This window comes from Mycobacterium sp. NPDC050041 (genome assembly GCF_049541695.1).
Lineage (GTDB): Bacteria > Actinomycetota > Actinomycetes > Mycobacteriales > Mycobacteriaceae > Mycobacterium.
The window spans coordinates 1-21,331 of the sequence record NZ_JBMVDG010000009.1; the positions used below are offsets into that span (position 1 = coordinate 1).

The window sequence follows — 21,331 nt, forward strand, 5'->3', positions numbered from 1 at the left end:
CCGGCCCCGACGCCACAGCCCCCATCACCAAGCGCGCACGCTTACGTGAGGCAACGAACCCCCCTACGCGCGCATCTTGACATGAGGCAACAGGATGACATCGATGCCCGCGTTGACTCATCCCGAATGCGCGTGAAAGGCCTCGAGGCGCGGCTTCGTTGCCTCATTGAAATTGCGCGCGTAAGCCCAGAGGATGGGGTTGACGTTGGCCGAACGCAAGGCAGTGACCGAGACAATCGCGGTGCGCTACTCGTTGGCGGATAAACGGACCAAAGGCGTCATTCTCGACGAGTTGTGTGCCACCACCGGTTGGCACCGCAACCACGCGCGCAAGGCACTGACCACAGCGCTGCAGCCCAGATTGGTTGCACCCAGAAGGCCGCGGCCACCCAAGTACGGGCCGGAGGTCATCGCCGCCCTGACCATGTGCTGGACGGTGCTGGGAATGCCGGCGGGCAAGCGGCTTGCGCCCATGCTGGGCGAACTACTCGCGGTCTTACGCCATTTCGGGGAACTGAGTGTCGATGAGGACACCGCAGAACTGCTGGTGTCGATGTCGGCTGCCACAATCGATCGGCGCCTGGCCAGTAAACGAGCCAAATATCAGCTCAAGGGACGCTGCACCACCAAGCCGGGATCGCTGTTGAAGAGTCAGATTCCGGTGCGCACCTGGGCCGACTGGAACGATGCTCAACCCGGATTCGTCGAAATCGACCTGGTCTCCCACGACGGCGGCAACCCGTCAGGTGCATTCGCGTTCACGCTGACGGTCACCGACATCGCCACCGGCTGGACCGAGAACCGCTCGATTCCCAGCAAAGCAGCCAAAGGCGTTCTTCGCGCCCTCAACGACGTCGCCTACTACCTACCGTTCCCGGTGCTTGGGGTCGACTCAGACAACGGATCGGAATTCATCAACACCGCCTTGCTGCAATGGTGCGAACGCCACCACATCACCTTTACCCGGGCGCGGCCGGGCAATAAAAACGACGGCTGCCACGTCGAACAGAAGAACTGGGCAGTGGTCCGCACCGTGGTCGGCTACCACCGCTATGACACCCCCGCGGAGCTGTTGCTGCTCAACGAGATCTGGCAGCTGCAGTCCAAGCTCACCAACTACTTTCACCCGCAGCAGAAGCTCATATCCAAGGTCCGCCACGGCGCCTCAGTGTCAAAGAAGCACGACACCGCCACCACTCCGTTTCATCGCGCAATCGACCATCCCACCACGACCGTCGAGAGCATCCTCACGCTGACACGCGCCTACTCCCTGATCAACCCCGCCGCCACCCAGCGCAGAATACAAGCCCTGACCGGCCAGCTGCTGACATTGACCACCAGCAAAGCTGGACCCACAAACCAAGCTCAGGTCAACAAACGCGCACGATCACATGAGGCAACGAATACGCCTTCGCGCGCATCTTGACGTGAGGCAACAGGATGCCCCTGCCGACGAATCTGTGGACAGACCGCGTTGCGGCAGTTCGTTACCGTGGCGGCATGGGCATCTTGCGGGTCGGCGTGGCCTTTCCCGATCCACCCTTCAACGGCATGCGCGGTGACAGCGGTCATCCGGCGGGCCTCGACATCGACCTGATGACCGCGGTCGCCGAGCGCCTCGGCGACACGGTCGAGTTCGTCGGGTATGACGGTGCCGATTTCGACGGCATCTTCGACGGGCTCGGCGAAGATTACGACTGCGTCGCCGCGGGCACGACGGTCACATCGGAGCGCGAGGCCAGGGCCGCCTTTGCGCCGCCCTACCTGATCAGCGGGCAGGCCCTGGCGGTCGACACCTCACGGCTGCCCCGGGTGCGTTCCGTCGACGACCTCGCCGGCCTGACCATCGGCGTCCAGCACGGCAACACCAGCGAGCCGATCGCCCAGCGCCTCGTCGACGACGGGCACGCCGCCGAGGTGAAGCGCTACGAGTACGGCGACATCAAGGCCGCACTGGAAGACCTGACGACAGGCGGCTGCGACGCCTTCATGAAGCTCGCTCCCGTCCTCACCGAACTGGTCAAGGACGTCCGCGGCGTCGAGATCGTCCAGAAGGGGCTGTCCACCGAGGACATAGCGATCGCCGTCGCCGCCGGCGACCAGCGGCTCCTCGGCCGGATCACCGTCGCGCAGGCCGAACTCGAGGCCGACGGCGCCCTGCAGGGAATCCGCCGCAAATGGCTCGGCAATCCCTACGCCGACCAGCGCCTGGCGCTGCACTGACCAGCCCGCGCGGCCCATCGGCCGCCCCATTAGGCTGGCCTTCGAGTACCACACCAGAGGCGATCAAGAGGAGAACCACGTGACCATCCGGGTAGGCGTCAACGGCTTCGGCCGCATCGGGCGAAACTTCTTCCGCGCGCTGGACGCCCAGAAGCACGAGGGCAAGAACACCGACATCGAGATCGTGGCCGTCAACGACCTCACCGACAACGCCACGCTCGCGCACCTGCTGAAGTTCGATTCGATCCTCGGCCGGCTGCCCTACGACGTCGAGGTCGACGGCGAAGAGATCATCGTCGGCGGACACAAGCTCAAGGGTCTGTCCATCAAGGAGGGCCCGTCGGCCCTGCCGTGGGGCGACCTCGGTGTCGACGTCGTCGTCGAATCGACCGGCATCTTCACCGCCCGTGACAAGGCGCAGGGCCACCTGGACGCGGGCGCCAAGAAGGTCATCATCTCGGCGCCGGCCAGCGACGAGGACATCACCATCGTGCTCGGCGTCAACGACGACAAGTACGACGGCAGCCAGAACATCATCTCCAACGCGTCGTGCACCACGAACTGCCTCGGCCCGCTGGCCAAGGTCCTCAACGACGAGTTCGGCATCGTCAAGGGCCTGATGACGACGATTCACGCCTACACCCAGGACCAGAACCTGCAGGACGGTCCGCACAAGGACCTGCGCCGGGCCCGCGCCGCCGCCATCAACATCGTGCCCACCTCGACCGGCGCCGCGAAGGCGATCGGCCTGGTGCTGCCCGAGCTCAAGGGCAAGCTCGACGGCTACGCGCTGCGAGTGCCGATCCCCACCGGCTCGGTCACCGACCTCACGGCGGAGCTGAGCAAGCCGGGCACTGTCGACGAGATCAACGCCGCGTTCAAGGCCGCCGCCGACGGACCGCTCAAGGGCATCCTCAAGTACTACGACGCTCCGATCGTGTCCAGCGACATCGTCACCGATCCGCACAGCTCGCTGTTCGACTCGGGCCTGACCAAGGTCATCGACAACCAGGCGAAGGTCGTGTCCTGGTACGACAACGAGTGGGGCTACTCCAACCGCCTCGTCGATCTGGTCGCGCTCGTCGGCAAGTCGCTCTAGTCGCGATGGCCGTCAGAACGCTCGACGATCTGCTGAACGACGGCGTCGAGGGTCGAGGCGTCCTGGTGCGCTCCGACCTCAACGTCCCGCTCGACGATGACGGCAACATCACCGACCCGGGCCGCATCACCGCGTCGGTGTCCACGCTCAAGGCGCTGTCCGACGCGGGCGCCAAGGTCGTCGTCACCGCTCACCTCGGCCGGCCGAAAGACGGCCCGGATCCGAAGTACTCGCTGGCGCCGGTGGCCAAGGCGCTCAGCGACCAGCTGGGCAGGCACGTCCAGCTGGCCGGCGACGTGGTCGGCTCGGACGCGCTCGCACGGTCCGAGGGACTCACCGACGGCGACGTGCTGCTGCTGGAGAACATCCGCTTCGACAAGCGGGAGACGAGCAAGGACGACGCGGAGCGGGCCAAGCTCGCCAAGGCACTCGTCGAACTGGTCGGCGACGACGGCGCCTTCGTCTCCGACGGCTTCGGCGTGGTGCACCGCAAGCAGGCCTCGGTGTACGACGTCGCGACGCTGCTGCCGCACTACGCGGGCAACCTGGTGGCCACCGAGGTGAAGGTGCTCGAGCAGCTCACCAGTTCCACCGACCGTCCCTACGCGGTGGTGCTGGGCGGGTCGAAGGTGTCGGACAAGCTCGCGGTGATCGAGTCGCTGGCCACCAAGGCCGACAGCCTGGTGATCGGCGGCGGCATGTGCTTCACGTTCCTCGCCTCCCAGGGCGTCAACGTGGGCGACTCGCTGCTCGAGGAGAGCATGATCGACACCTGCCGCACACTGCTCGACACCTACGCCGACGTCATCCACCTGCCGGTCGACATCGTCGTCGCGGAGAAGTTCGCCGCCGATTCGCCGGCGGAAACCGTTGCCGCCGACAAGATCCCGGACGGCAAGATGGGGCTGGACATCGGCCCCGAGTCGGTGAAGCGGTTCACCGCGCTGCTGTCGAACGCCAGGACCATCTTCTGGAACGGGCCGATGGGCGTGTTCGAGTTCCCGGCGTTCTCGGCGGGCACCAAGGGTGTCGCCGAAGCGATCATCGGGGCCACCGGCAAGGGCGCGTTCAGCGTCGTCGGCGGCGGTGACAGCGCGGCGGCCGTACGGCAGCTGGGCCTGGCCGAGGACGGGTTCTCCCATATCTCCACGGGCGGCGGCGCGTCTCTGGAGTATCTGGAGGGCAAGACGTTGCCGGGCATCGAGGTTCTGGAGGGTGGTCAGTGAGCCGTAAGCCGCTCATCGCGGGCAACTGGAAGATGAACCTCAATCACTTCGAGGCCATCGCCCTGGTGCAGAAGATCGCGTTCTCATTGCCCGACAAGTACTTCGACAAGGTCGACGTCACCGTCATCCCGCCGTTCACCGACCTGCGCAGCGTGCAGACCCTGGTCGACGGCGACAAGCTGCGCCTCACCTACGGCGCGCAGGACGTCTCCCAGCACGACTCCGGGGCGTACACCGGCGAGATCAGCGGTGCCTTCCTGGCCAAGCTGGGCTGCAGCTATGCGGTGGTCGGGCATTCCGAGCGGCGCACCTACCACCACGAGGACGACGCGCTGGTCGCGGCGAAGGCGTCGGCGGCGTTCCGGCACGGCATCACCCCGATCATCTGCATCGGCGAGCACCTGGACGTCCGTGAAGCGGGCAACCACGTCGCCCACAACGTCGAACAGCTGCGCGGTTCGCTGGCCGGGCTGACGTCCGAGCAGATCGGCCAGGCGGTCATCGCCTACGAACCGGTGTGGGCGATCGGCACCGGCAGGGTGGCCAGCGCCGCCGATGCGCAGGAGGTCTGCAAGGCCATCCGCGACGAACTGGGCAGTCTGTCGTCGCCGCAGGTGGCCGCGGGCGTCCGGGTGCTCTACGGCGGCTCGGTGAACGCCAAGAACGTCGGCGAGATCGTCGGGCAGGCCGACGTGGACGGCGCGCTGGTCGGCGGGGCATCGCTGGACGGCGAGCAGTTCGCCACGCTGTCGGCGATCGCCGCGGGCGGCCCGCTGCACTGACGGGCAATTCGCGACTGACCGGCGGCGACCTGTAGTCTTGCCGCCATGGAAATGGCCCTGCAGATCATCCTGATCGTGACCAGCCTGCTGGTCGTGCTCCTGGTGCTGCTGCATCGCGCCAAGGGCGGCGGACTGTCCACCCTGTTCGGTGGCGGCGTGCAGTCCAGCCTGTCCGGCTCCACCGTCGTCGAGAAGAACCTCGACCGGCTGACGCTCTTCGTCGTCGGCATCTGGCTGGTGTCGATCGTCGGCGTCGGCCTGCAGATCAAGTACGCCTAGCCGGCCGGGGTGACGCCGGTCGCGTGACCGGCTCTCACCATGCGGCGCCGGTACCGGCGACCGATACTGGACCGATGAGTGAGTCCGACACCGCGCTCGCCCCGATCGGGTCCGTGCGGCGCACCCAGGGTGGCCGCGAGGCCACCGAACCGATGCGCGAGGACATCCGGCTGCTCGGCACGCTGCTGGGGGACACGGTGCGCGAGCAGAACGGCGAGGACGTCTTCGACCTGGTCGAGCGCGCCCGTGTCGGCTCGTTCCAGGTCCGCCGCTCCGAGATCGACCGGGCGGAGCTGGCCGGCCTGTTCGACGGCATCGACGTGCGGCGGGCGATCCCCGTCATCCGCGCCTTCACCCACTTCGCCCTGCTCGCCAACGTGGCCGAGGACATCCACCGCGAACGCAGGCGCGCGGTCCACGTCGCGGCCGGCGAACCGCCCCAGAACAGCAGCCTGGCCGCCACCTACCTCAAACTCGATGCGGCCGAACTGGACTCCGCCACCGTCGCCGACGCACTGAGCGGCGCCCTCGTCGCCCCGGTGATCACGGCGCATCCGACGGAGACCCGGCGGCGCACGGTGTTCGACACCCAGCACCGCATCACCGAGCTGATGCGGCTGCGCCTGCACGGCCACACCGTCACCGACACCGGCAGGGACGTCGAGCAGGAATTGCGCCGCCACATCCTCACGCTGTGGCAGACCGCGCTCATCCGGTTGTCGCGGCTGAAGATCCAGGACGAGATCGAGACCGGGCTGCGGTACTACGCGTCGGCGTTCTTCGACGTCATCCCGCAGGTCAACGCCGAGGTGCGGACCGCGCTGCAGGCCCGCTGGCCGGACGCGGAGCTGCTGGCCGAACCGATCCTGCGGCCCGGTTCGTGGATCGGTGGTGACCGTGACGGCAATCCCAACGTCACCGCCGAGGTGGTCCGGTTGGCGACGTCGAGGGCCGCGTACACCGCGCTGGCGCACTACTTCACCGAACTCACCGCGCTCGAGCAGGAACTGTCGATGTCGGCCCGGCTGGTCGGGCTCACCGACGAGCTCGCCGCGCTGGCCGACTCGTGCCACGAGGCCGCCCGCGCCGACGAGCCGTACCGTCGTGCGCTGCGCGTCGTGCACGGCCGGCTGACCGCCACCGCGGCCGACATCCTGGACCGCCAACCCGAACACGAGCTCGATCTCGGGCTGCAGCGCTACGGCACGCCCGCCGAATTCTCCGCCGACCTCGACGTCATCGACAGCTCGCTGCGGTCGAACGGCTCGGCGGTGCTCGCCGACGACCGGCTGGCCCGGCTGCGGGAAGCGGTGCGCGTCTTCGGGTTCCACCTGTCCGGCCTGGACATGCGGCAGAACTCCGACGTGCACGAGGAGGTGGTGGCCGAGCTGCTGGCCTGGGCGGGGGTGCACCAGGACTACGCGTCGCTCTCGGAGCCGGAGCGCGTCGAGCTGCTTGCCGAAGAGCTCGCCACCCGCAGGCCGCTGACCCGCGACGGCGCCGACCTCTCGGAGCTCGCCCGCAAAGAGCTCGACATCGTGGCGGCGGCCGCGCGGGCGGTGCACGTGTACGGCCCGCAGGCGGTGCCGAACTACATCATCTCGATGTGCCAGTCGGTGTCGGACATGCTGGAGGCCGCGCTGCTGCTCAAAGAGGTCGGCCTGCTGGACGTCTCGGGGCCGCAACCCTACGCGCCCGTGGGCATCGTGCCGCTCTTCGAGACGATCGACGACCTGCAGCGCGGCGCGTCGATCCTGGAGGCGGCCCTGGAGTTGCCGCTGTACCGCGCCGTGGTGACTGCGCGTGACGAGCACCAGGAGGTGATGCTCGGCTACTCCGACTCCAACAAGGACGGCGGTTACCTGGCGGCCAACTGGGCGTTGTACCGCGCGGAACTCGACCTGGTGGAGTCGGCACGCAAGACCGGAATCCGGTTGAGGCTCTTCCACGGTCGCGGCGGCACCGTCGGCCGGGGCGGCGGCCCCAGCTACGACGCGATCCTGGCGCAGCCACCGGGCGCGGTCAACGGGTCCCTGCGCATCACCGAACAGGGTGAGGTGATCGCGGCCAAGTACGCCGAACCCCGGATCGCGCACCGCAATCTCGAGACCCTGGTCGCCGCGACGCTGGAGTCGACACTGCTCGACGTCGAGGGGCTCGGCGACGCCGCCGAGCCCGCCTACGACGTGCTCGACGATCTGGCCGCCCGCGCACAGCGGGCCTACTCCGAACTCGTCCACGAGACACCGGGATTCGTCGACTACTTCAAGGCGTCCACCCCGGTGAGCGAGATCGGGGCGCTCAACATCGGCAGCAGACCCGCGTCCCGCAAGCCCACCACGTCCATCTCCGACCTGCGCGCCATCCCGTGGGTGCTGGCGTGGAGCCAGTCCCGGGTCATGCTGCCCGGCTGGTACGGCACCGGATCAGCATTCGAGCAGTTCATCACCGAGGACCCGGAGCACGAACAGGACCGGCTCGGCGTGCTGCAGGACCTCTACCGGCGGTGGCCGTTCTTCGCCACGGTGCTGTCGAACATGGCGCAGGTGCTGGCCAAAGCGGATCTCGGCCTCGCAGCCCGGTATTCAGAGCTGGTCGAGGACACCGAGCTGCGGGCGCGGGTGTTCGACAAGATCGTCGCCGAGCACGACCGGACCATCCGGATGCTGAGTCTGATCACCGGACACGATGACCTGCTCGCCGACAACCCGTCGCTGGCCCGTTCGGTGTTCAACCGGTTCCCGTACCTGGAGCCGCTGAACCACCTGCAGGTGGAACTGTTGCGGCGGTACCGGTCCGGAGACGACGACGAACTCGTGCAGCGTGGCATCCTGCTGACGATGAGCGGTCTGGCCACGGCACTGCGCAACAGCGGTTGACAGCGGCCGATCTCCGGAGCCGCGTCAGTGGTCGCCGGCGGTGAGCCTGATCGGCTCGCCGTGCGGGGTGCGCTGCGCCGCCCGCTGCCACGCCGCGCGGCGGGTGACCAGCGCCTCGCCCGACGCCAACCGCTTGTCGAGGACGACGCGTTCGAGGGCCGCGAGCCAGTGCCTGCGGTAGGACGCCGCCGTCTCGTCGGCCTCCCCGTCGCGGCGGATCTCCCGACCCAGGGCCTGCGCCCATTCCTCGCGCGTCAGCACGCCGCCCTCCTGCAGTGCCTTCACCATGGCGAAGGCGCGTGCCTCCCAGGGGTCCGAGAAGGCCTGCGGCGACGGGTGCGGATCGTCGGCCACGTCAGACCTCCTGCAGATACGGTTCGAACGCGTCGACCGATACCGCGGTACCCGGTTCGGCGTCGTCACCCCACAGGTCCCGGCCCTCGAACCGGACGGTGTACAGCCACTGCGGGTCCTCGCCGTCGCCACGAACCACGCTGTCGGGGAACACATTCGGCTGGTGAATGCGTTCGACGACCCCGACGTGCCCTCTGACGTAGCGGGGCAACCGCGTGTGCGACCGGGGATGGATGTTGCGGGCACGGACCCGATCGCCCGGCGCGAAGCGGGGGTCCCGCGTGGCGGGCCGCACGTAGTTCCCCCGCTTCAGCACGCGGGGGACGTCGTCGACGGTGAATGTTCTGGCATCGGTCGCTGCGGCGGCGCGCCGGCCGTCGACCTCGTCGGGGTCCACCAGGCCGTAGGCCATCGCGACATCCACGAGGCGCAGGAACCAGCGCTCGTAGTAGGAGCTGTCGTGGTAGACCCGCGGCGGCAGCGTCTCGATGCCGAATCGCCCGACGTCGATGTTCCACACGCCGCGGGCTCCCATGGCCATGCTCATCGCGAACACCCGGCCCTGCCACTCGTGGGTGAACACCGGGCCCGGCGGTTCGGGCCGCACGGCCCCGAAGCCGTCCATGCCGCCCATGTCGTGCACGCCGTCCATCAGGGCGCCTCGCCGGGAGCCGTAGGCAGACCCGTGCCGATCATGGCGTCCCGGCCGACGAGTGTGGCCAGCTTCTCCTCGGGCCAGCCGTCGGTGCCGCCGGGCCGCATCGGCAGCACGATGTAGCGGGTCTCCGCGGTCGAATCCCACACCCGCACAACCGTTTCCGGCGGCAGCCTCACGCCGAAGTCGGCCAGCACCGCCCGCGGCTCCTTGACCGCGCGGGACCGGTACGCGCTCGACTTGTACCAGGTGGGCGGCAGGCCCAGCACGTCCCAGGGATAGCAGGAGCACAGCGTGCACACCACCATGTTGTGCACCTGTGCGGAGTTCTCGACCGCGATCAGCTGACCGCCGACCCTGCCGCCGTGGGCGTAGGGGGCGATCGCCGCGGAGGCGTCGTCCAGAAGTGCCTGCCGGTAGTCGGGATCGACCCACGCCCGCGCGACTGCTCGCGCCCCGATGTGCGGGCCGATGGCCGTTTCATGGGCTTCGATGATCCGGTCGAGCGCGGCTTCCTCGACGTAACCCTTCTCGACGAGGATCGATTCGAGTGCACGTACGCGCACCTCGATCTCCGGTAGTGACCCGTGATGGTCCGGGCCGTCTCCGCTCATGGCGCAACAGTAACCTCGGTAGCCCGCCCGGCGGGTTCGATCCGCACGTAGTTTGCCGGGCACGGTTCGGCGGCCCGGGCGACTCCGCCGATCTGCGCCTGGACCGGCCGCGGATGCCCACTCCACCGCGGGGTCAGATCGAACTCGATGAGCAACCGGGTAGCCGCCGTCGTCATCGCCGCCAGCGAGAACGACTGTGCCGGGCAGGTGTGCCTGCCGTGTCCGAAGGCCGTGACGAGGACCGGCGCGGCGAGGCCGGCGTGCCCCGCCAGCCGGTGGCCGGTCCAGCGATCGGGGTCCCAGCGCTGCAGACCCGGCGCGGCCGAGGTGTTGAGCAATGGCAGCAGTGTGGCGATGGTCCAGCCGGGCGGCACCCGGTAGGTGACCTCGCCGGTGGCCAGGTCGACGGGCGCCAGCACAGCGCGCGACATGATCGACCGTTGCGCCAGCCGGGTGCTCTCCAGCGCGGCCCGCCGCGCCAGATCCTGATCGCCGGCCCGCACCCGGGCGGCCTCGGCAGGATGGGCGAGCAGGTCCACCAGTGTCCAGCCCAGCGCCGCGGCCAGATTCGACATCGATGCGACGTGGATCAGCGCGACGTCGTAGGCGATCCCGCGCGAGGCGATCCCGGGTTCCGCGCCGGCCCATTCGGCGGCGATCCGGCTGAACAGCCCGTGGTCCTCGACGCGAACCCGCGCGGCGACGACGTCGACGATGTCGGCCAGCGCGGCCCGCTCCGCCGCGCCGCCCGACGCGGCCACCGCGGCCATCCGGTCCGGGTGCACGAAGGCCTCGGCGCCGTCGAGCGTGTCGAATGCGCGAACCAGTCGCTCGAAGGTCGGCCCGTCGGCCGCACCCGGCCCGGCCCACGAGGCCAGACCCATCCGGTGTGCGAGCCGCCTGGCGAGGCCGAAGACATCGACCGATCCGGCGGTGCCGAGTTCGGCGACGGTCAGGTCCAGCGCCTCTTCCAGGTTGGCCAGGTACGACGCCACATCATCGCGGCGGAACAGCGCGCCGGGAAGCGTTCGGCGCCCGTCGAAGATCTCCTCGGGCAGTTTGCGCCGCAGCATCAGGAAGTCGGCCACCCCCTTGCTGGCGCGCTCCTCGGGAAGCCGGTAGAAGGCGTCGACACCGCCGGGGGAGAAGGTGAACAGGTAGCGGTCGGTGCCGCTCTCGACCACGAACTCGTCGCCGTGGCGCTGCCGGGCGGCGGCGATCGCCGCGACCGCGTCCTCGACGGGGACGTCCCAGGGCAGTCCCGTTCCCACCGCCGTCGGCGGCGCCGGTTCGGGACCGGCCCTCATCGGCGGATGCGCACTACAGGCCGGTGCTGCGCCGGACGGCGTTGACGGCGCCGCGGACCGCGTCCTCGGTCCTCGCGAGCGGGGAGAACACCGCCTCGCCGAGACCGACGATGCGTTCGACCCGATCGACGATGCCCTCCAACCGGTCGACGACCGCGATCAGGCGCGGCGCCAACTCGTTGATCCGGCTGATCGTCTCGTTGAAGCGTTCCAACGTGTCGTCGAGGTTGGCCGTGGACTTGTTCAGGTCGATCAGCGTCTCGCTCAGGCCGTCCAGGATGGTGTCCACCTGGTCGACGGTCACATCGGCGTTCAGTGCGGCCTGGGCGAGCTTGCGGATTCGCTCGGTGCCCTTGCGTGCCGGAACCCTACCGCTCTTGTCCACCATGACGGTCATTATGGCCCCCACGGGGAACCGGGGCGGCGAACCCGGCGTCTGACATGCATGCAACGCAGTCCGTGCGAGAACCTACCGCGATCGCCGAGAGGCCCCGACGGCGCCGGGCACAGCTCGGACTACCTCTCCGGATACGCCGACGCGCAGGCCGACACCGGCAGGGACGACTAGAGCTTGCTCGCCGCGTCCTCGTCGAGCAGCCACACGGTGGCGTCGCGTCCCACAGCGCCCGCAGCGGGCACTGCGGTCGGGCTGGCGCCGTTCACCGCGGCCGCGACGGCATCGGCCTTCTCCGCGCCCGACACCACCAGCCACACCTCGCGCGACCGGGTGATCGCGGGCAGCGTCAGCGTGATGCGCCGGGGTGGCGGCTTGGGGGAGTCGGTCACCCCGACCACCAGGCGGGTGGCCTCGCGTACCGCCGGGGTGTCGGGGAACAGCGAATTGATGTGCGCCTCCGGGCCCATCCCGAGCAGATGCACGTCGAAAGCCGGTGTCGGCTCGCCGGATTCGGCGTTGGCGGCCAGGACCAGTTCATAGGCCAGCGCGGCGGCGTCGAGGTCGTCGCCGTACTCGCCGTCGAGGGCGGCCATCGCGTGCACGTTGGCGGCCGGGATGTCGACGTGGTCGAGGAGTGCCTCACGCGCCTGCTTGTCGTTGCGCTCGTCGTCGTCGGCGGCGACGTAGCGTTCGTCACCCCAGTAGAGATGCACCTTCGCCCAGTCGATGTCGTGTTCACCGACCCTCTTGAGCATCGCCACACCGGTACCGCCACCGGTCAGCACGACCGACGCGACGCCGCGTGCCGCGACCGCGGCGTTGATCGCCTCGGCGAGCCGGTCACCGGCCGCGGCGACCAGTTCGTCCTTGTCCGAGTACCTCTCGACGATGGAGCTCATACGTATTGCACCTTCTCGATCCCCTGCAGCGCCTCGAAGTAGATCTCGTCGGCATCGAGGCGACGCATGTCCTCTGCCAAGCATTCACGGGTCTCCCTGCGCGCCAACGGAACCAGGGCCTCCGGCTTGGCGGTGCGGGTGATCTTCGCGGTGACACCCTCCTGCGGGCGGCTCAGCGTGATGGTCTCGCTGTCGCGGACCAGTTCCACCTTGAGCTCGCCGACGGCGCGCTGCACCGGGCCGTCGATGCGGCTGGCCAGCCAGCCGGCCAGCACGTCGAGCGCGGGCTCGGTCTCCAGGCCGGACACCAGCGCCGAGTTGATCTTCTCGTGCGGCGCCTGGTCCACCGCCGAGGTCAGCAGCGCACGCCAGTAGGTGATCCGGCTCCACGCCAGGTCGGTGTCGCCCGGGGTGTAGCCCTTCAGCCGGCCCTTGATCGAGGCCAGCGGATCGGTGCCGTTGGTGGCGTCGGTGATCCGGCGCAGCGCCAGCTTGCCCAGCGGATCCTGCGCGGGAAACTCGGGTGCCACGTCCGGCCACCAGGTGACGACGGGTGTGTCGGGCAGCAGGAACGGCATCACCACGCTGCTGGCGTGATTGGCCAGTGGGCCCGACAGCTTCAGCACCACCACCTCGTTGGCGCCCGCGTCGCGGCCGACGCGAAGCTGGGCGTCCAGCCGGGCGTTCTCGGCCAGCCGATCGCCGGGCGCGACGACGATCACCCGGCAGGGGTGTTCGCGACTGGCCGCGTTGGCCGCCTCGATCGACTCCTCGAGCAGCGCGTCCGTCGCCGGGGCGATGACCAGCGTGAGGACGCGGCCCAGGGTGATCGCACCGCCCTCTTCGCGCAGCGCGACGATCTTCTTGTTGATGACATCGGTGGTGCTGTCCGGCAGGTCGACGATCATGGCCTTCTCCATTCGCGGCCGGTGCGGCGCAGCATCTCGAACGCCGAATCCGGCCCCCAGCCACCGGACTCGTACGGGTCAGGCTTGCCGTGGGAGGCCCAGTACTCCAACGCGGGATCCAGGATCTTCCAGGCCAGTTCGACCTCGTGGTTGACCGGGAACAGCGACGGCTCGCCGAGCAGCACGTCGAGGATCAGCCGTTCGTAGGCCTCCGGCGACTCCTCGGCGAACGCCGACCCGTAGGAGAAGTCCATGCTCACGTCGCGGACTTCCATCTGGTTGCCGGGCACCTTCGAGCCGAACCGCAGGGTGATGCCCTCGTCCGGCTGGACGCGGATCACCAGTGCGTTCTGGCCGAGTTCCTCGGTCATGGTGGCGTCGAACGGCAGGTGCGGCGCCCGCTTGAAGACCAGTGCGATCTCGGTGACCCTGCGTCCCAACCGTTTTCCGGTACGCAGGTAGAACGGCACACCGGCCCAGCGCCGCGTGTCGACGTCCACGGTGATCGCGGCGAACGTCTCGGTGGTCGAGGTCTTCGAGAAGCCCTCCTCGTCGAGCAGCCCGACCACCTTCTGCCCGCCCTGCCAGCCTGCGGTGTACTGCCCCCGCGAGGTGGTCTCGTCCAGCGGCTCGGCCAGCCGGGTCGCGGACAGCACCTTGATCTTCTCGGTCTGCAGCTCGGCCGGGTTGAAGCTCACCGGCTCCTCCATCGCCGTCAGCGCCAGCAGCTGCAGCAGGTGGTTCTGGATGACGTCACGCGCGGCGCCCACACCGTCGTAGTAGCCGCCGCGGCCGCCGAGCCCGATGTCCTCGGCCATGGTGATCTGCACGCTGTCCACGTAGTGCGCGTTCCAGACCGGTTCGAACAGCTCGTTGGCGAAGCGCAGTGCGAGGATGTTCTGAACGGTCTCCTTGCCCAGGTAGTGGTCGATGCGGAACACCGACGACTCCGGGAAGACGTTGTTGACGATCGCGTTGAGGTCCTCGGCGCTCTCCAGGTCGTGGCCGAACGGCTTCTCGATCACCACCCGGCTCCAGGAGCCGTCCGTCTTCTTCGCCAGCCCCGTCCGCGACAACTGTTCGAGCACCTGCGGGAACGCCTTCGGCGGGATGGACAGGTAGAACGCGTGATTCCCGCCGGTCCCACGCTCGGCGTCGAGCTTGTTCAGCGTCTCCGCGAGCTGCTCGAAGGCCTTCTCGTCGTCGAAGGTGCCCTGTACGAACCGGATTCCCTCCGCCAGCCTGTCCCAGACCTCCTGCCGGAAGGGGGTGCGGGCGTGCTGCTTGACCGCGTCGTAGACGACATTGCTGAAATCCTCGTCAGCCCAGTCTCTCCGTGCGAAACCGACCAGCGAGAACGTCGGCGGCAGCAGCCCGCGGTTGGCGAGGTCGTAGATGGCGGGCATCAGCTTCTTGCGTGCCAAATCGCCGGTCACGCCGAAGATCACCACACTGCACGGCCCCGCGATGCGCGGCATCCGCTTGTCGCGCTTGTCCCTGAGCGGATTACGCCACCCGGAGGCGGCGGTGTCGGCAGCGCTCATGGCCGGCGGCCCTAGGACTTCTTCTCGTCGAGCTGACCCTGCGTCGCCTCGAGCAGTTCCTGCCAGGACTTCTCGAACTTCTCCACGCCCTCGTTCTCGAGGACGAGGAACACGTCGGTCAGGTCGACGCCGACGGCCTCGAGCTTGTCGAACACCTGCTGGGCCTCGTCGGCCCTGCCGGTCACCGTGTCACCGGTGATGACGCCGTGGTCGGCCACCGCGTCCATCGTCTTCTCGGGCATGGTGTTCACCGTGTTCGGCGCCACCAGTTCGGTGATGTAGAGCGTGTCGGCGTAGTCGGGGTTCTTCACTCCCGTCGACGCCCACAGCGGCCGCTGCACCCGGGCGCCTGCCGCCTTGAGCGCCTCGAAGCGCTCACCGCCGACGAACACCTCCTCGTACGCCGCGTAGGCCAGCCGGGCGTTGGCGACACCGGCCTGGCCACGCAGCGCCAGCGCCTCCTCCGAACCGATCTTCTCCAGCCGCTTGTCGATCTCCGAGTCCACCCGGGACACGAAGAACGATGCGACGGAATGGATCTTGGAGAGGTCGTGGCCGGCCTCCTTGGCCTTCTCCAGGCCTGCGAGGTAGGCGTCCATCACCGCGCGGTGGCGCTCGACCGAGAAGATCAGCGTGACGTTGACCGAGATGCCCTCGGCGATCACCGCGGTGATCGCCGGGATGCCCTCTTCCATCGCCGGGATCTTGATCAACAGGTTGGGCCGGTCGACGATCTTCCACAGCTCGACCGCCTGGGCGATGGTCTTGTCCGCATCGCGGGCCAGTCGCGGGTCGACCTCGATCGACACCCGGCCGTCCACGCCGTCGGACAGCTCGTACTGCTTGGCGAGCACGTCGCAGGCGTTGCGCACGTCGTCCGTGGTGACGGTGCGGATCGTGGCATCCACATCGGCGCCGCGCTCGGCGAGTTCGGCGATCTGCGAGTCATAGGCGTCGCCCTTGGACAGGGCGGCCTGGAAGATAGACGGGTTCGTGGTCACCCCGACGACACTCTTGGTGTCGATCAGCTCCTGCAGGTTGCCGGACTGCAGTCGCTCGCGGGACAGGTCGTCGAGCCAAACGGACACACCCGCGGCCGCCAGTGCCGCGAGGTTGGGATTCTGCGCCATGGGTGTTGCCTTCCTCGAAGGATCTAGTTGTCTATCGATCGTTCCGCGGCGGCCGCCACGGCCTCCGGCGTGAAACCGAACTCGCGGAACAACGTCTTGTCGTCGGCGGACTCGCCGTAGTGCTCGATCGAGACGATCTCACCGGTGTCACCGACCAGCTTGTACCAGCTCTGCGCGACGGCGGCCTCGACGGCCACCCGGGCGGAGACCGTCGGCGGGAGCACCGAGTCGCGGTACTCCTTGGGCTGGCTCTCGAACCATTCGACACACGGCATCGACACCACCGCGGCGGTGATGTCCTTGTCCGCCAACAGCTTCTTGGCCTCCACCGCCAGCTGCAGCTCCGAGCCGGTGCCGATCAGAATGACGTCGGCCGCCGACGCGTCGCCACCACCGAGCACGTAACCGCCCTTGCTCACGCCCTCGGCGTCGGTGCCCTCCAGGACCGGGATGCCCTGCCTGGTCAAGATGAAACCGACCGGTCCGCTGCCGTTTCCGCGCGCCAGGATGCTGCGCCAGGCGTATGCGGTCTCGTTGGGGTCGCCCGGGCGAACCACCGACAGGTTCGGGATGGCGCGCAGCGCCGCGAGGTGCTCGATCGGCTGGTGCGTCGGGCCGTCCTCGCCGAGACCGACGGAGTCATGGGTCCAGATGTAGATGGTGTCGATGTCCATCAGCGACGCCAACCGCACGGCCGGGCGCATGTAGTCGGAGAACTGCAGGAAGGTGCCGCCGAACGCGCGAGTCGGACCGTGCAGCACGATGCCCGACAGGATCGAACCCATCGCGTGCTCGCGGATGCCGAAGTGCAGCACCCGGCCGTACCAGTCGGCGGAGAAGTCGCTGGTGGAGATCGACGGCGGGCCGAACGATTTGACGTCCTTGATCGTGGTGTTGTTGCTGCCGGCCAGGTCGGCCGAGCCGCCCCACAGTTCGGGCAGCTTGGGCGCGACGTCGTTGAGCACCTGGCCGAACGCGGCGCGGGTGGCCACCGCCTTGGAGCCCGGCTCCCAGTACGTCACGTCGGCGTCCCAGCCGTCGGGCAGCTCCTGTGCCAGCAGGCGATCGAGCAGTTTCTTGCGCTCGGGTTCGCGCTCGGCCCACGCGTCGAACTCCGGCTGCCACTTCTCGTGCGCCTCGCGTCCGCGGTCGACCAGCTTGCGGGTGTGCTCGATGACCTCGGGGCGCACCTCGAACGTCTTGTCCGGGTCGAAGCCCAGCACCTTCTTGGTGGCGGCCACCTCGTCGTCGCCCAGCGCCGAGCCGTGCACCCCGCCGGTGTTCATCTTGTTGGGGGCGGGATAGCCGATGATGGTGCGTACCGCGATGAACGACGGCTTGTCGGTGACGGCCTTGGCGGCCTCGATGGCCTGCTCGATGCCGGTGACGTTCTCGCCGCCCTCGACCTCCTGGACGTGCCAGCCGTAGGCCCGGTAACGGGCCGGGACGTCCTCGGACAGCGCGATGTTGGTGTCGTGCTCGATGGAGATCTGGTTCTGGTCGTAGAAGACGATCAGGTTGCCCAGCTGCTGGGTGCCCGCCAGCGACGACGCCTCGCTGGTGACGCCCTCCTCCATGTCGCCGTCGGAGGCGATCACGAAGATGTGGTGGTCGAACGGGCTGGTGCCTGCGGGCGCGTCGGGGTCGAACAGCCCCCGTTCGTAACGGGACGCCATCGCCATGCCGACGGCCGAGGCCAGGCCCTGGCCCAGCGGCCCGGTGGTGATCTCCACGCCCTTGGTGTGGCGGAACTCCGGGTGTCCGGGGGTCTTCGACTTCCAGGTGCGCAGCGACTCGATGTCCTCGAGCTCCAGGCCGAACCCGCCGAGGTACAGCTGGATGTAGAGGGTGAGGCTGGAGTGCCCGCAGGACAGCACGAACCGGTCGCGGCCCAGCCAGTGCACGTCACTGGGGTCGTGGCGCATCTGGCGCTGGAACAGCGTGTAGGCCAGCGGCGCCAGGCTCATCGCCGTGCCGGGGTGGCCGTTGCCGACCTTCTGCACCGCGTCCGCCGCCAGCACCCGGACGGTGTCGACGGCGGTGCTGTCGAGGTCGGTCCAGTCATCGGGGTGACTCGGGCGGGTGAGGGCAGAGATTTCCTCTGTAGTGGTCACGAACGCGCTCCTGGCTGTCATGCGGCTGGCAAGCTGATCCCTGTCCACCCTAGTGCGCGGTGGTCGGCCTCTGCAGGACCACAACGCATGATGGGGCGGACGTTCATCCGAACCGACCCTGCGGTGCAGGCGCGGGGCGGACGCCGTCTACCATCGTCTGTAGTAGAAGCTGCGCGCTGCCGCGATCTTGTTGAGGAGTCATCTGCGTGAGCATTCGCGAGCGCCACCTCGGTCGCGGGACGTCCAGCCGAATTCGCTCTTCGGTTCTGGCCAGGATCCTGGCCTACGTCGCGCTGACCAAGCCTCGGGTCATCGAGCTGTTGCTCGTGACCGCGATCCCGGCGATGCTCCTGGCGGAGCGTGGCACGGTCGATCCGCTGCTGATCCTCAACACCCTGATCGGCGGGATGCTGGCCGCCGCGGGCGCCAACACCCTGAACTGCGTCGCCGACGCCGACATCGACAAGGTGATGAAGCGGACCGCGCGGCGGCCACTGGCCAGGGACACCGTGCCGACGCGGCACGCGCTGGTGTTCGGGCTGGTGCTCTCGGTCGCGTCGTTCGGCTGGCTGTGGTGGACGTCGAACCTGCTGTCCGGCCTGCTCGCCGTCGCCACCATCGCCTTCTACGTGTTCGTCTACACGCTGCTGCTCAAGCGACGCACGTCGCAGAACGTGGTGTGGGGCGGCGCCGCGGGCTGCATGCCCGTGATGATCGGGTGGTCCGCGGTCACCGGGACCATCCAGTGGCCCGCGCTGGTGATGTTCGCGATCATCTTCTTCTGGACACCGCCGCACACCTGGGCGCTGGCGATGCGCTACAAGGACGACTACCGGGCCGCCGGGGTGCCGATGCTGCCCGCGGTGGCCACCGAGCGGCACGTCACCAAGCAGATCCTGGTGTACACCTGGCTGACCGTGGTGGCCACGCTGGCCTTGGCGCTGGCGACGGGCTGGCTGTATGCCACGGTCGCGCTGCTGGCCGGCGCGTGGTTCCTGACGATGGCCCACCAGCTCTACAGCGGGGTCAAGCGGGGCGAACCGGTCAAGCCGCTGCGGCTGTTCCTGCAGTCGAACAACTACCTCGCGGTGGTCTTCTGCGCGCTGGCGGTCGACTCCGCGCTCGCGCTGCCCACGCTGTTCACCGCCTGATCCTCAGCCGGAGAACACCGCCACGAACAGTGCGGCCGTCAGTACGCCGAACGTCGCCATCGCGCGACTGCGCACCCCGGCCCGGCGGACGCGCGGGAACGCCAACGGCAGCGTGAGCGCGCACACCAGGCCCAGCGGCACGGCGAACAGTGTGCCGAATATCAAGCCGAATCCGTGCGGGTCGAAGGCGACGCTGTCGGGATCCATCGACGCTCCCGCCGAGGCGAACCGCGACGTCAGCGCCGTCACCACGCACCACAGCCACGCCCCGCCGGTCACGGCGGCGAGCGTGCCGCCGGTCAGGCGCAGCGCGATCGCGGTTCGGGGGTGCGGCGTCGGCGTGGTCACAGGTGGCCTCAGCAGCTGCCGAACTCGTCGCGGATGCGCTGCTGCAGCGCCGTGGCGTCGGGGAGGAGCTCGCCCATCTGACTGCCGTGATCGCACCCGCCGATCTCGGCGGAACCGGCCCATCTCGGCCCCTTGGTGACCGCGGGCCCCGCCGCGGCCCAGTTGAGGTCGACCGGTTGTCCGGGCCGCGCGCCGATCACGCTGACCGCATGGGCGATCTCCCGGTGGGCGGCTGCAGGGCTCGTCACGCTCATCGTCAGCGCCACGACGCGCCCGTCGCGCACCGTGACGTACTCGGGCTGCGCCGGTGCCAGCGCCGCGAGTTGAGTGTCGATGCGCTGCTTGTCGGCGATCGACAGCCTGCTGCGGACAGCCCAGGACGGGTCGACGGATGCGGGCTCGGAGGCCACCTCGATGGTGTCCGGCGGCGGGTCGGTGAACAGCCGCAGAATGGTGTCGACCACCCGGCCGGTCGCCGTCGCGCCGTAGACCTGCACCGACGATCCCTCGGCAGCGGCGAAGTAGTCGATGCTCTCCGCCTGCACATCCGCCCGTAGCCGGCGCAGCTGTGCGGCAATCCGGCCGGCGTCGTCGGGCAGGCGGTCGCCGCCGGCAATCTTCGTCCAGCGGGCGACGGTGATCTCGGCGCGCTGGTCGAAGTCGGCGAAGTCGTCGCCGCGCGCACGGTCGATCTCGTCGGCGACGGCGCCGATCTGCTCCTCGGTCGCCGAGTCCATGTCGACCCGCAGTTCGAACCGGGTGCCCGCGAGGACGCCGTTGTCGTAGGTGAGGTCGGCATCGGTGACGCCGGGCATCGCGGCCACCCGGTCGCGGATGTCTCGTGCCTCGTCCTCGCGGTCCGGGGCGCCGGTGCACCCCGCCACGCCGACCGCCAGCGCACCGGCGATCAGGATGGGGGTGAAGCGGCGAAAACGCACACGGAAAGCCTATTGCCGCCCGAGTGGTCCGCGACGCACCAGAATCTGGCTGCTAGTTCTGATCCCAGCCCCCGCGCCGGCCCTGCTTGATCGACCCCCGCCGTTTCTTCTCCGCGATGCGGCGTTCCTTCGACCCTCGGGTGGGCCGGGTGGGCCTGCGTGGCGGCGGGGGAGCGGCGCAGGCGTCGCGCAGGAGGCGGGCCATCCGTTCGCGTGCCGCGGCGCGGTTCTGCAGCTGCGCGCGATGCTCGCTGGCCGTCACCGTGAGCACGCCCGCGGCGAGCCGACTGCCCAGCCGGTACAGGATTCGGTGGCGCAGGTGCGGCGGCACCGACGGGGAGCGGGCCACGTCGAACGACAGCTCGACCCGGCTGTCCGCGGTGTTGACGCCCTGGCCCCCGGGCCCCGAGGACCGGGAGAAGCGTTCGCTCAACTCGGACGCCGGTATCACGAACGCCGGCGTGACGGCGAGGTCCTGCGTCAC

General features: G+C 68.9%; 21 protein-coding genes. 8 read left to right on the forward strand and 13 right to left on the reverse strand.

Annotated elements, in window-relative coordinates; genetic code table 11:
- Positions 1–193 precede the first annotated feature (193 nt).
- From ACPCHZ_RS23250 to ppc, 7 genes are all read left to right on the forward strand, one after another.
- On the forward strand, positions 194–1,426 hold the full coding sequence (locus ACPCHZ_RS23250; RefSeq protein WP_423486916.1) for an integrase catalytic domain-containing protein: 1,233 nt from the start codon (positions 194–196) through the stop codon (positions 1,424–1,426).
- A 74-nt stretch (positions 1,427–1,500) separates the two neighbouring features.
- Entirely contained in the window at positions 1,501–2,223 is a 723-nt protein-coding gene (locus tag ACPCHZ_RS23255) for an ABC transporter substrate-binding protein (protein WP_423486917.1), read from the forward strand.
- 79 nt (positions 2,224–2,302) lie between these two features.
- Positions 2,303–3,322 (forward strand): type I glyceraldehyde-3-phosphate dehydrogenase, encoded by a 1,020-nt coding sequence (gene gap / locus ACPCHZ_RS23260; RefSeq protein ID WP_423486918.1) that lies wholly within the window; start codon positions 2,303–2,305, stop codon positions 3,320–3,322.
- A gap of 5 nt (positions 3,323–3,327) precedes the next feature.
- On the forward strand, positions 3,328–4,548 hold the full coding sequence (locus tag ACPCHZ_RS23265) for a phosphoglycerate kinase (RefSeq protein ID WP_423486919.1): 1,221 nt from the start codon (positions 3,328–3,330) through the stop codon (positions 4,546–4,548).
- Positions 4,545–5,330: a triose-phosphate isomerase gene (gene tpiA / locus ACPCHZ_RS23270; RefSeq protein ID WP_423486920.1), complete on the forward strand. Its 786-nt coding sequence runs from the start codon at positions 4,545–4,547 to the stop codon at positions 5,328–5,330. The genes ACPCHZ_RS23265 and tpiA overlap by 4 nt, the downstream gene beginning before the upstream one ends.
- Before the next feature lie 45 nt (positions 5,331–5,375).
- Entirely contained in the window at positions 5,376–5,609 is a 234-nt protein-coding gene (secG, locus tag ACPCHZ_RS23275; RefSeq protein ID WP_423486921.1) for a preprotein translocase subunit SecG, read from the forward strand.
- Positions 5,610–5,683: 74 nt separating this feature from the next.
- Positions 5,684–8,488, forward strand: coding sequence for a phosphoenolpyruvate carboxylase (ppc, locus tag ACPCHZ_RS23280; protein WP_423486922.1), 2,805 nt, complete (start codon positions 5,684–5,686; stop codon positions 8,486–8,488).
- A gap of 24 nt (positions 8,489–8,512) precedes the next feature.
- On the opposite strand, the gene ACPCHZ_RS23285 is transcribed toward ppc, so the two are convergent.
- The 10 genes from ACPCHZ_RS23285 to tkt all read right to left on the reverse strand — a co-directional run bounded on the left by ACPCHZ_RS23285 (position 8,513) and on the right by tkt (position 18,410).
- Positions 8,513–8,842, reverse strand: coding sequence for a nitrile hydratase accessory protein (locus ACPCHZ_RS23285; protein ID WP_423486923.1), 330 nt, complete (start codon positions 8,840–8,842; stop codon positions 8,513–8,515).
- A gap of 1 nt (position 8,843) precedes the next feature.
- Positions 8,844–9,494, reverse strand: coding sequence for a nitrile hydratase subunit beta (gene nthB, locus ACPCHZ_RS23290; RefSeq protein ID WP_423486924.1), 651 nt, complete (start codon positions 9,492–9,494; stop codon positions 8,844–8,846).
- Positions 9,494–10,111 carry a nitrile hydratase subunit alpha gene (gene nthA, locus ACPCHZ_RS23295; RefSeq protein ID WP_423486925.1) on the reverse strand — a complete coding sequence of 206 codons (618 nt, stop codon included), beginning with the start codon at positions 10,109–10,111 and terminating at the stop codon, positions 9,494–9,496. Before nthA ends, nthB begins: the two co-directional genes overlap by 1 nt.
- On the reverse strand, positions 10,108–11,418 hold the full coding sequence (locus tag ACPCHZ_RS23300; RefSeq protein WP_423486926.1) for a cytochrome: 1,311 nt from the start codon (positions 11,416–11,418) through the stop codon (positions 10,108–10,110). The genes nthA and ACPCHZ_RS23300 overlap by 4 nt, the downstream gene beginning before the upstream one ends.
- Before the next feature lie 13 nt (positions 11,419–11,431).
- Positions 11,432–11,806, reverse strand: coding sequence for an ATPase (locus tag ACPCHZ_RS23305; protein WP_423486927.1), 375 nt, complete (start codon positions 11,804–11,806; stop codon positions 11,432–11,434).
- 176 nt (positions 11,807–11,982) lie between these two features.
- Complete coding sequence (gene pgl / locus ACPCHZ_RS23310) at positions 11,983–12,714, reverse strand: 6-phosphogluconolactonase (protein ID WP_423486928.1); 732 nt, start codon at positions 12,712–12,714, stop codon at positions 11,983–11,985.
- The gene (gene opcA, locus ACPCHZ_RS23315) at positions 12,711–13,622 is read right to left on the reverse strand and encodes a glucose-6-phosphate dehydrogenase assembly protein OpcA (RefSeq protein ID WP_364979798.1); all 912 of its coding nucleotides are present in this window, start codon (positions 13,620–13,622) and stop codon (positions 12,711–12,713) included. Before opcA ends, pgl begins: the two co-directional genes overlap by 4 nt.
- Positions 13,619–15,166, reverse strand: a complete 1,548-nt coding sequence (gene zwf / locus ACPCHZ_RS23320) for a glucose-6-phosphate dehydrogenase (RefSeq protein ID WP_423486929.1) — start codon at positions 15,164–15,166, stop codon at positions 13,619–13,621. The genes opcA and zwf overlap by 4 nt, the downstream gene beginning before the upstream one ends.
- An 11-nt stretch (positions 15,167–15,177) precedes the next feature.
- Positions 15,178–16,296 carry a transaldolase gene (gene tal, locus ACPCHZ_RS23325; RefSeq protein WP_423486930.1) on the reverse strand — a complete coding sequence of 373 codons (1,119 nt, stop codon included), beginning with the start codon at positions 16,294–16,296 and terminating at the stop codon, positions 15,178–15,180.
- A gap of 23 nt (positions 16,297–16,319) precedes the next feature.
- Positions 16,320–18,410, reverse strand: a complete 2,091-nt coding sequence (gene tkt, locus ACPCHZ_RS23330; RefSeq protein ID WP_423486931.1) for a transketolase — start codon at positions 18,408–18,410, stop codon at positions 16,320–16,322.
- A 251-nt stretch (positions 18,411–18,661) separates the two neighbouring features.
- On the opposite strand from tkt, the gene ACPCHZ_RS23335 reads away from it, so the two are divergent.
- Positions 18,662–19,561, forward strand: coding sequence for a heme o synthase (locus ACPCHZ_RS23335; protein ID WP_423487100.1), 900 nt, complete (start codon positions 18,662–18,664; stop codon positions 19,559–19,561).
- A 3-nt stretch (positions 19,562–19,564) separates the two neighbouring features.
- Here ACPCHZ_RS23335 and ACPCHZ_RS23340 read toward each other — a convergent pair whose 3' ends face one another.
- The 3 genes from ACPCHZ_RS23340 to arfB are packed head-to-tail and all read right to left on the reverse strand — an operon-like array spanning position 19,565 to position 21,331.
- Complete coding sequence (locus ACPCHZ_RS23340) at positions 19,565–19,909, reverse strand: hypothetical protein (RefSeq protein ID WP_423486932.1); 345 nt, start codon at positions 19,907–19,909, stop codon at positions 19,565–19,567.
- Between the two features lie 8 nt (positions 19,910–19,917).
- The gene (locus ACPCHZ_RS23345) at positions 19,918–20,847 is read right to left on the reverse strand and encodes a hypothetical protein (protein WP_423486933.1); all 930 of its coding nucleotides are present in this window, start codon (positions 20,845–20,847) and stop codon (positions 19,918–19,920) included.
- A 52-nt stretch (positions 20,848–20,899) separates the two neighbouring features.
- A complete protein-coding gene (arfB, locus tag ACPCHZ_RS23350) occupies positions 20,900–21,331 on the reverse strand; it encodes an alternative ribosome rescue aminoacyl-tRNA hydrolase ArfB (protein ID WP_423486934.1) in 432 nt (143 codons plus the stop codon).

What these genes read in the sequence shown, in the direction of transcription:
- ACPCHZ_RS23300 (WP_423486926.1), bottom strand. Translation starts at nt 11,418, where the DNA reads ATGAGGGCCGGTCCCGAACCGGCGCCGCCGACGGCGGTGGGAACGGGA.
- secG (WP_423486921.1), top strand. Translation starts at nt 5,376, where the DNA reads ATGGAAATGGCCCTGCAGATCATCCTGATCGTGACCAGCCTGCTGGTC.
- ACPCHZ_RS23255 (WP_423486917.1), top strand. Translation starts at nt 1,501, where the DNA reads ATGGGCATCTTGCGGGTCGGCGTGGCCTTTCCCGATCCACCCTTCAAC.
- opcA (WP_364979798.1), bottom strand. Translation starts at nt 13,622, where the DNA reads ATGATCGTCGACCTGCCGGACAGCACCACCGATGTCATCAACAAGAAG.
- ppc (WP_423486922.1), top strand. Translation starts at nt 5,684, where the DNA reads ATGAGTGAGTCCGACACCGCGCTCGCCCCGATCGGGTCCGTGCGGCGC.
- ACPCHZ_RS23250 (WP_423486916.1), top strand. Translation starts at nt 194, where the DNA reads ATGGGGTTGACGTTGGCCGAACGCAAGGCAGTGACCGAGACAATCGCG.
- ACPCHZ_RS23305 (WP_423486927.1), bottom strand. Translation starts at nt 11,806, where the DNA reads ATGGTGGACAAGAGCGGTAGGGTTCCGGCACGCAAGGGCACCGAGCGA.
- nthA (WP_423486925.1), bottom strand. Translation starts at nt 10,111, where the DNA reads ATGAGCGGAGACGGCCCGGACCATCACGGGTCACTACCGGAGATCGAG.
- tal (WP_423486930.1), bottom strand. Translation starts at nt 16,296, where the DNA reads ATGGCGCAGAATCCCAACCTCGCGGCACTGGCGGCCGCGGGTGTGTCC.
- nthB (WP_423486924.1), bottom strand. Translation starts at nt 9,494, where the DNA reads ATGGACGGCGTGCACGACATGGGCGGCATGGACGGCTTCGGGGCCGTG.
- zwf (WP_423486929.1), bottom strand. Translation starts at nt 15,166, where the DNA reads ATGAGCGCTGCCGACACCGCCGCCTCCGGGTGGCGTAATCCGCTCAGG.
- pgl (WP_423486928.1), bottom strand. Translation starts at nt 12,714, where the DNA reads ATGAGCTCCATCGTCGAGAGGTACTCGGACAAGGACGAACTGGTCGCC.
- ACPCHZ_RS23265 (WP_423486919.1), top strand. Translation starts at nt 3,328, where the DNA reads ATGGCCGTCAGAACGCTCGACGATCTGCTGAACGACGGCGTCGAGGGT.